This window comes from Hyalangium sp., assembly GCF_035629615.1.
Lineage (GTDB): Bacteria > Myxococcota > Myxococcia > Myxococcales > Myxococcaceae > Hyalangium.
This window is the reverse complement of sequence record NZ_DASPHO010000565.1, coordinates 1-8699: the sequence shown is the minus strand read 5'-3', so window position 1 is coordinate 8699 and position 8699 is coordinate 1. Positions and strand designations below refer to the sequence as shown.

The 8699-nt window shown below is 69.5% G+C and carries 10 protein-coding genes and 1 pseudogene; 5 read left to right on the top strand and 6 right to left on the bottom strand.

The genetic code is table 11. The features are described from left to right. The 3 genes from VD972_RS28625 to VD972_RS28615 form a co-directional block, all read right to left on the bottom strand. On the bottom strand, nucleotides 1-579 hold a 579-nt coding region (locus VD972_RS28625), incomplete at its 3' end, for a S8 family serine peptidase (RefSeq protein WP_324991930.1). Between the two features lie 126 nt (nucleotides 580-705). Then, on the bottom strand, nucleotides 706-987 hold the full coding sequence (locus VD972_RS28620) for a TraR/DksA family transcriptional regulator (RefSeq protein WP_324991929.1): 282 nt from the start codon (nucleotides 985-987) through the stop codon (nucleotides 706-708). A 208-nt stretch (nucleotides 988-1195) separates the two neighbouring features. Then, nucleotides 1196-1864, bottom strand: a complete 669-nt coding sequence (locus tag VD972_RS28615) for an START domain-containing protein (protein ID WP_324991928.1) — start codon at nucleotides 1862-1864, stop codon at nucleotides 1196-1198. A gap of 161 nt (nucleotides 1865-2025) precedes the next feature. Here VD972_RS28615 and VD972_RS28610 point away from each other — a divergent pair, with 161 nt between their 5' ends. From VD972_RS28610 to VD972_RS28600, 3 genes are all read left to right on the top strand, one after another. Continuing rightward, the gene (locus VD972_RS28610) at nucleotides 2026-3516 is read left to right on the top strand and encodes an HAD-IG family 5'-nucleotidase (protein ID WP_324991927.1); all 1491 of its coding nucleotides are present in this window, start codon (nucleotides 2026-2028) and stop codon (nucleotides 3514-3516) included. 110 nt (nucleotides 3517-3626) lie between these two features. Next, nucleotides 3627-4139 (top strand): hypothetical protein, encoded by a 513-nt coding sequence (locus VD972_RS28605; RefSeq protein ID WP_324991926.1) that lies wholly within the window; start codon nucleotides 3627-3629, stop codon nucleotides 4137-4139. A gap of 112 nt (nucleotides 4140-4251) precedes the next feature. Continuing rightward, nucleotides 4252-4548 (top strand): hypothetical protein, encoded by a 297-nt coding sequence (locus tag VD972_RS28600; protein ID WP_324991925.1) that lies wholly within the window; start codon nucleotides 4252-4254, stop codon nucleotides 4546-4548. Nucleotides 4549-4623: 75 nt separating this feature from the next. Here VD972_RS28600 and VD972_RS28595 read toward each other — a convergent pair whose 3' ends face one another. Beyond that, nucleotides 4624-5310 carry a DUF1361 domain-containing protein gene (locus VD972_RS28595; protein WP_324991924.1) on the bottom strand — a complete coding sequence of 229 codons (687 nt, stop codon included), beginning with the start codon at nucleotides 5308-5310 and terminating at the stop codon, nucleotides 4624-4626. Between the two features lie 204 nt (nucleotides 5311-5514). On the opposite strand from VD972_RS28595, the gene VD972_RS28590 reads away from it, so the two are divergent. Next, nucleotides 5515-6699 (top strand): winged helix DNA-binding domain-containing protein, encoded by a 1185-nt coding sequence (locus tag VD972_RS28590; protein ID WP_324991923.1) that lies wholly within the window; start codon nucleotides 5515-5517, stop codon nucleotides 6697-6699. Between the two features lie 111 nt (nucleotides 6700-6810). Then, nucleotides 6811-7203 carry a hypothetical protein gene (locus VD972_RS28585; RefSeq protein WP_324991922.1) on the top strand — a complete coding sequence of 131 codons (393 nt, stop codon included), beginning with the start codon at nucleotides 6811-6813 and terminating at the stop codon, nucleotides 7201-7203. Here VD972_RS28585 and VD972_RS28580 read toward each other — a convergent pair. Beyond that, nucleotides 7172-8302, bottom strand: coding sequence for a S1 family peptidase (locus VD972_RS28580; RefSeq protein ID WP_324991921.1), 1131 nt, complete (start codon nucleotides 8300-8302; stop codon nucleotides 7172-7174). The genes VD972_RS28585 and VD972_RS28580 overlap by 32 nt on opposite strands. 92 nt (nucleotides 8303-8394) lie before the next feature. Further along, a pseudogene (locus tag VD972_RS28575) lies at nucleotides 8395-8699 on the bottom strand (hypothetical protein); the annotation flags it as partial.

The window sequence follows — 8699 nt, the reverse complement described above, 5'->3', positions numbered from 1 at the left end:
GGTGCCGTGGCCGTTGCCGTCGTCGGCCGCTCCGCCGTCGATCGCGTCGAACCCGCTGATCGCCCGGCCGCCGAAGTTGGTGTGGGTGGTCCGGACGCCGGTGTCGATGATGTACGCGTGAACGCCCGTGCCCCGAGCGTTGTAGGTGTAGCTGGAGCTGAGCGGCAGATTCCGCTGGTCGAGGCGATCCAGACCCCACGTGGCTCCGCTCTGGGTCGCGCGCAGCGAGACAAAGCTGTTCTCCTGGACATACTTGACCTGGGGATCCGCGGCGAGGGCCAGCGCCTGCTGCTCGGTCATCTTCGCCCAGTAGCCCTGGAGCGCGTGGCCGTAGGTCATCAGCACCTGGCCGCCATGGGACGCGGCCAGCGCCTCGGCTGTCGCGGAGATGCGCTCGACGCTGAAGCCGGGCACCTCGTTGAACACGACGATGTACTCGCTGGGGACGGCCCGCTCGACCCGCAGGAACTTGCCATGGGTGGTGAACGGAGAGGACTCCTGCGCCGCCTCCTCAGAGCCCGAGCCGCAAGCGGCCAGGGCGAGGAAGGCGAGCAGGGCAACTGCTCGACGGTGCTGCATGGGGTGCTCCTTTGTAGGAGAGTGCTGCCGCGCCCAGGTGGGGGATCGAGAGAGGAGCGCTAGAGAGAGTTCTCGGTCTTGCGCCGCTCGGAGTTTCCTCGGTCATTCACAGGGCAGCGCCCCGGGTCAGCGCGACACCACCGCGTTGCACGTCACGCAGTACCGTGCCTCTGGAATCGCGAGCAGCCGGTAGCGGCCGATGGCGCCTCCACACCGCGAGCACAGGCCGAACCCTCCCTCCTGGAAGCGGGCCAGAGCGTCCTCGATGTCGCGGAGCTCCTGGCGCTCTTGCTCGGAGAGCGTGCTGGCCTCCTGCTGCACCACCCGCTGTCCCTGGACGCAGCGCGCCTGAAGGCGACTGCGCCTCTGCACGAGTGATTCACGAGCGTCTTTGAGCAAGAACTGCATGGTGGCCTCCGCGTTCCCGAGCGCTCTCGGGCCCGACAGGAGCAGTCACCTTCATGATCCGTGCCTCCCCAGGCCCCCTCTGGGAGGGCAGAGATCCGACGCAGATTCTGCGCTCCCCCTCGCTGCATGCTGCACTGGGTGCGCGCTCCCGCCAGAGTTGGAAGTCCAGCAGAACAGGGCCTCCCTTCAGGTCCTCTGAGGTGAAAGCTCAGGGCGACTTGGGGGCCGCCGGCTTCGCCTTCTTGCGCTCCTCGCCCAGCTTGCTCGCCCGCTTCTCCACGGCCTCGAGCGTGTCCACCACACCGTCCTTCTGGCCCATGCTCGCCAGCCAGTCGGGGACCGACCCTCCGGGATCCACGCTGAACTTGTAGACGATGTGGGCCTTGTTCTCGCCCTTGGACGTCACCTGCCAGGTGCCCTCGTTGTGCTTGAGCCGCACCACGCCCTTGCGCTCGGGCAGGCCCCCGTCCACCACCTTCCAGCGCTGCACGTACTCGCCCTGGCCGTCCTCGGTCAGCTTCTTCTCATCCACCACCGAGATGACGTAGTCGCGGTCATCGACGACAGGGAAGTCCAGCTTCGCGTACGCCACCCGCGAGCCATCCGGGTTCGACGACACCAGCCGGGACTCCTTCACGTACGGCATCCACAGCCGGAACGAGGCGGAGTCCATCAGCGCCGTCTGGACGTCATAGGCGTTGGCCTCAACGGTCTTCTCCGCCCAGACCTCCTTGCCGTTGATGTCCGTCCGAGCGCGCACCTTGATGAGGGCATCCTCATCCTCCACCGTCTCCCACTCGTCAGCGGCCTGGGCCACTCCCGCGACCAGCGCCAGCGCCAGCGCCCCGCACCACCACAGCCTCTTTGCCTCGAACATGCGCTCCTCCTCCGGATGTGTGCGCACCGCGACGGAGCTTAACCGCAAGGCCGGACAGGCCGGCAGGGGCAAGACCTGGAAGTGAACGGCGGACAGGAGAGTGCGCCCCGAGGCCTCACGTCGCTCGACATTTGACCTTGGGCAGGGCAGGAATCGGGCCCATGAGCGGCTACCTCAGAGCGCCTCCCCCCGAGCGCGGCATCTTCTGCAATCGCACCCTGAACATGCGGGCCATCAAGGCCATCGGGTACGACATGGACTACACGCTCATCCACTACCAGGTGGAGGCGTGGGAGCGCCGCGCGTACGAGTACATCCGCGAGCGGCTCGTGATGCAGGGCTGGCCGGTGCAGCACCTCCGGTTCGATCCGCTGCTGGCCATCCGCGGCCTCATCATCGACACGCAGAAGGGCAACCTGCTCAAGGCCAACCGCTTCGGCTTCGTGAAGAAGGCGCTGCACGGCACGCGCCCCATGGACTTCGAGGCCCAGCGCACCGAGTACGCCCGCACCCTCATCGACCTGGCCGAGAAGCGGTGGATGTTCCTCAACACCCTCTTCTCACTCTCCGAGGCCTGCATCTACGCGCAGCTGGTGGATCTGCTGGACGAGGGCAAGCTGCCGGGGCCCATGGGCTACGTGGACCTCTACGGCGTCGTGCGCAGCTCGCTGGATGCCGCCCACATGGCCGGCAAGCTCAAGGCGGACATCGTCGCCGCCCCCGAGCGCTACGTGCAGCCGGATCCGGAGACGGCCCTGGCGCTGCTGGATCAGCGCAGCGCCGGCAAGAAGCTGCTGCTCATCACCAACAGCGAGTGGGAATACACCGTGCCCATGATGCGGGTCGCGTTTGATCCGTACCTGCCCCGGGGCATGACGTGGCGCGAGCTGTTCGACGTGGTCATCGTCAGCGCGCGCAAGCCCGAGTTCTTCACCACGCGCTCGCCGCTGTTCGAGGTGGTGGAGGCCACAGGCGAGGGGCTGCTGCGGCCTCACTCGGGGCCGCTCAAGGCGGGCGTGCCCTACTTCGGCGGCAGCGCGCTGGAGCTGGAGCGCCACCTGGGCCTGAGCGGGGACGAGATCCTCTACGTGGGCGACCACATGTTCGGCGACGTGCACGTGACGAAGAACGTGCTGCGCTGGCGCACCGCGCTCATCCTGCGCGAGCTGGAGGATGAGGTTCGCGCCATCGCCTCCTTCCGCTCCACCGAGGTGCGGCTGGCGACGAAGATGGAGATGAAGGAGCGGCTGGAGGCCGAGGCCTGTCAGCTGCGGCTGGAGCTGCAGCGGCGCCGGTCGCAGTACGGCCCGCGCTCGGAGATGCCAGAGGATCAGCTGCTCGCACGGTTGGTGGTGCTTCGCTCGGAACAGGAGGCGATGGACGCGGAGCTGGGGCCCATGGCGCGCGCAGCGGGCGAGCTGTCCAACCCGCACTGGGGCCTGCTCACCCGCGCGGGCAACGACAAGAGCCACCTGGCGCGGCAGGTAGAGCGCTACGCGGACATCTATACGTCGCGCGTGTCCAACTTCCTGTTCGCCACGCCGTTCGTCTACCTGCGCAGTCCGCGCGGCAGCCTGCCGCATGATCCGAACGTCCCCGGCGGGACACCCGTGTTTCCCTCCACGGATCCCACCACCGGCTCCAATCCCTGAGCACACACCAGCCCACAATCATAACCATCTGGATTCATTGTGTTTCTCGCGAATCCTGGAGGAGGAGCGAGCGGGCGTCCCAGGGCTGATCCGGTCGGCTGGCCGAGGCGATGTCAGACCTCCCCAGTATGACTTGTACCGTGAGCCACTCGAACGACCAGAGCGCGACGCACGTGCTGGAGCAGCGCAACCTCCTGGGGGGAACGGATCTCGTTCCCATCCTCGGAGGTGGCAAGCGCAAGCGGGCCCGCCAGTTCCATGTCGCCTCCGCGGGGCGCCTGGGCTTCGCTGTGGCACTCGCTCTCGTTGTGGAGCACGGACGCCAGAAGGCCAAGGAGCATGGCGTCACTTCGCTGAGCCGGTGCCCCAAGTGTGATCACGTGGGCCCCACCTCCCAGGACTTCGGCTACCGCGTCATCCGCGGCGAGCGCCGCCCCCAGTCCTGGTGCCGTGGCTGCCGCGGCCAGCACCCGCCGCTCTCCGAGTCCAACGCCTCGACCAAGGGATCCGCTGCCAGCACCCCTGCCGGCTCCCAGGAGTCGGCAGACGGTTGGCTCTTCCCCCCCGAGACGCTGCGCGCCCGGCCTCGCGACAAGGGCAAGGGTGCCAAGCGCAAGGGCTGAACCTGCTCCCTCGCCTGGTCAGCACGGGCGCACGTCGCGGCCCTCGTCTCGCTCCCCGCAGGGGGATGGAAAAGCCGTGGCGTCGTTCCTACCTCTCTTAGAGGAGGGCACCATGGCTGTGCGGACGAAACTCGTAGGCATCAAGAACAGACGGCGTGTGGCTGCGAAGGCAGCGCAGCTCGGCCAGCAGGCCGCCAAAGGGAGGAAGACGTTGCCTCGCGATGAGGCCGCCGCGCTCCGGAGACAGAAGACGCTCGAGCGCGTGACGCTGGGCCCCGCCGCGGAGATCCACGAGCCCAAGAGCCACCGCCGGAAGACGTCGCTCCAGGGCCGCAAGAAGGCTCCCAGCCAGATGGCGGTGAAGCATGCGGGTGGCCCCGCGAAGCGGAGCCCTCTCCACGGCGGCTGAAGTCATTGTCCCCCAGCACCCGAGGCCGGTGAGCCATGCGCCCGAGACACCCTCTCGCGGCGCATGGCCCCGGCCTCACGCCTGCGCATCCTCCGAGGGGCGCCGGCGGCGCAGCTGCTCGAAGGCGTAGTAGGAGAGCAGCACCAGCACGGTGAAGAGCGCGGTGATGCCGAGCAGCTGCGGGTTCTCCCCCGGCTCGCGCAGGTGCGCGCGGATGGCCGAGAAGAAGGGCCGCGGCTCCGTCAGCACATCCCAGCTGTTCCAGCGCTCCACCCGGCCCAGGTAGATGCCGTAGCCGCACAGCACGGACACCACCGCCACCCCCAGCCAGGCGCCCGCGCTCCCCACGCGCTCCTCCAGCAGCCGCTTCCACACCTCCAGCGAGAGCAGTCCCAGCATCCAGCCCGTGGCCGCGAAGAGCCCCAGCAGCGCCGCGTCGAACCACAGCGGAATGCCCTGCCGGGGCCGCAGGTGGATGAAGTCCGTCAGCAGGTAGGGCGCGTTGGGGAAGACGAGCAGCCACGCCACCGCCAGCGGGACGAGGCTCCACCACCGGGCGGCGCCGTGGGCATGGAGGAAGCTCGCCATCATCGACAGGCCGTAGGGCACCCACGCCAGGAAGAGGTTCCACAGCAGCCAGAGGTAGACGCTGTGCTGGCTCCAGTCGACGCGGGTCTTGACCATCCCCACGCACACGGCCGTGCTCAGCAGCGCGGGGAGGAGTCCGTGGTGGTTCAGGAAGCGGAGAGAGAGTGGGCGCATGGCAGGGTCGTGGCATTCGGGCCGCGTGCCGTGGCCAGCCAGCCACACCGCGCGGTCCAGAGGTGAGGTTGTCCATGGGCTCGCGGCTTCGGAGCCCGTGTCTCACGGTGGGAGCAAGTCCGGGGCCAGCGGCCGCAGGGACAGCGCTGTCCCTGTGAAGGCTGCCCGAAGGCGCCAGCGGTGGCATATGGTGCGCCCCCGCACATGCCCCGCCCCCTGCTCCCTCCCGCGCAGACGCTGGCCGCCGATGATGCTCGGGCCTGGCTCGTGAGCCACCAGGGCCTCGCCGCTCCTCGCTTTCCCGCGGGGGCTCAGGGCACGCGCGCGCTGCTCGAGGCCCTGCGCTGCATCCAATTGGATCCGCTGGACGTCATCGGCACCAACGCGGACCTGGTGGCCCTGGCGCGGGTGGAGGGGCTCGTGCGGGGTGATGTGTACCGGCACCTCATGCCGGGCCACGCCTTCGAGCACTGGGCCAAGGAGCGCTGCATCCTCCCCGCGTACGCCTTCCCGTACTACCGCGAGCGCACGCGGGAGACGCCGTGGTGGCACCTGGCCACCCGGCTGGAGCGGCTGCCCTCGCGCGTGCTGGAGGCCGTGCTGGAGGAGGTGGCCGCGCGAGGCCCCATCTCCGCCGCGGAGCTGACCGACCATGGCGCGGTGAAGCCCCTGGACTGGAGCGGCTGGAAGGGCACCGGCAAGGCCACCTCCATGGCCCTGGAGGTGCTGTGGACGCGCTGCCAGGTGGTGGTGTGCGGGCGCGGTCCCGGAGGCAAGCGCTATGACGTGCCCGAGCGCGCGCTGCCGGGTACGGCTCGGACACCTCTGGCCAGTGGACCGGAGGCCTTCGAGCGCTGGGCCCTGCTCGAGCGGGTGGAGGCTGCGGGCCTGCTCTCTCGCGCCGCCGGGCCGCACTGGTCCGTCCTCTCCGACGTGCGTACCTCGGAGCTGCCGGACACGCTCGTGCGAGAGGGGCTGCTGGAGCAGGTGGTGCTGCCTGGCTCGCCCCGGCGCTACCTGGCCCCCGCCGGCTTCCGCGCGCGCCCTCTCACCGAGCCGGATGAGCGCATGCGCATCCTCGGGCCGCTGGATCCCCTGCTGTGGGATCGCGGGCTGGTGAAGCTGGCGTTCGGCTTCGAGTATGTGTGGGAGGTCTACAAGCCTGCCGATCAGCGCCGGTGGGGCTGGTACGTCTGCCCACTGCTGCACCGAGGCCAGCTGGTGGGCCGGCTGGAGGCACGCGTCGAGGAGGACTTGCTGCGCGTGGACAAGCTGTGGCGGGAGAAGGGCGTGAAGCTGGACGACTCGGCGCTGGATGAGGCGCTGGCCCGTCACGCGAAGGCCTGTGGCGCCACGCGCGTCCGTCGAGCCCGGGCCCGCGTGGGTTGAGCTCTGGGCACATTCCCGCTGGGACCAGACATGAACTCCGGGGCTTGCTCGACTCCCTGCCCCCTGGCACCTCCACCGAGCCATCCCTAACTGAGTCACTGGGAGGTTCTCATGCCAGAGAAACCACAAGCTTTCCGCGTGAAGAGCGCCAAGAAGAAGGGCACCACGATGACCCTCAAGGCCACGGATCTTCAAGAAGCCGAGGGCCTGAGCACGCACAAGGCCAAGAAGATAGGAGGCAAGGAGGTGGGGGAGGTGGGGTTCTTCGACCGCAATGTCAGCCCCCGGAAGCCACCTGGGCGCGGCCTCACGGCGAAGAGCCGGAAGCTGCCCCTGCCCGAGCTCGGCAGCAGCATCTCGCGCCGCAAGACGCTCCCGGCGGAGGCCGCCGTGGGCTACCGCAAGGAAGGCACGCGCAAGCGCACCACGGGCCGCGGCGGGGACCAGACGCCCCTCAAGGCGAGCAAGAAGCTCACGCGGGTGAGCCAGAAGCGCTCGCGCTAGTCCGCTCGCGACGGCGGGCTCGCGTGACTTGGACCGCCAGCACCAGCAGCCCCAGCAGGGCCGGTCCTGGCGCGCTCGCACAGCCTCCCGCGTCCTGAGGAGGTGGGCTGACGCAGGGCGTGAAGCAGCGGCACGCCTCGTCACCCTCGGGCTCCAGCCGCGCGCACAGGCCTCCGGCTCCGCACGCGGCGTCCTCGGTGCAGGTCGCTCCATAGTCTCCGCCCTGGAGCGCCGGGAGGAGGCACCGGCCCGGAGTGCCCTCGGCGAAGTCGCACGTGAGGCCCGAGGGGCAGTCCACATCCCGCGCGCAGGCCTCCGTGCAGAGGGCCTCGGGAGCCAGCGTGGGCACCCTGGGCGCAGCGGGCTCGGAGAGGAACGGCTGGAGGAAGGTGTCTCGCAGCGCATCCACGCGCACGTTGAAGGCCTCCGTGCGGCAGGCCACGTCCCCGCTCGCGGTGATGCCGGCGATCACCTCGCGCGTGCCGTCACTCACCAGCACTGGCCCACCGCTGTCCCCCACGCAGCTCATTCCCGGCGCAGGGCCCGCACGGAAGGCGCTCGCGGAGGCCTCCAGCACGGAGAGCATCCCCTGGCGACGGCGGCCCGAAGGAGCGCTGGCCTCCTTCGTGTCCCCATAGCCGAGGACCCGCACGGGAGTTCCAGGAGATAGGGAGAGGCTCGCGGGCTCGGGCAGTGGAAGCGGGGGTACCTCCACGGGGGTGGCGAGCCGCAGCAGTGCCGCGTCGAAGGCATGGGTCTCCGCCACGTAGTCCGGGTGGCGCACCGCTCGAGCCACCCGGACAAAGCGCCCCTGTGGTTCCGGCAGCAGCTCCGCGCCGAGGAAGATCTCGTACGGCCCCTCCGGACCGAAGACGTCCAGGCAGTGTGCCGCCGTGAGCACCACGTCGGGCGCAATCAGCGCCCCGGAGCACAGCAGCGTCAGCGGATCCCCCGAGCACCGCGTCCGCCGCGCCACGAGTGCCACCACCGCCGCGTCTCCCGGCGCGTCCGTGCCATTCACCACCTGCTGCGCCACCGTGACGGGCTCCCAATGCTCCTCGGTGGGCTCGCAGCCCGTGGCGCCGAGGGCGAGCATCATCCCGCATATAAAGGATACGGGACGGTGGAGCCCGAAAGGGTGAGAAGCACTCTCGTGCGGCTCCTCTCGTGAGGAGGACGGGAGGTGCGGCGTCATGGCTCGGGCGGCTCGTGCTCTGCCTGCTGGGCGAGCTGCTGGATCTCCTCCCGCAGCTTCTGCAGCCGGTCGCGCTGACGCTGGATGAGGATGTCCAGGCGCTGACGCTCGGCCCCGTCTCCCCGCGCCTCCGCTGCGTCCCGCTCCTGCGCCAGCCGCTCCACGTCCCGCGCGAGCAGCGCGTTGATGCGCTCTGTCTTCTCCAGCCGCCACCGCGCCGTCTGGGGCTTCTCCGGCTGAATCGGATCGTTCTCCTGCGGCGGCGGGTTGGCCACCTCCGGCTCGGGCACCTCATCCTCAG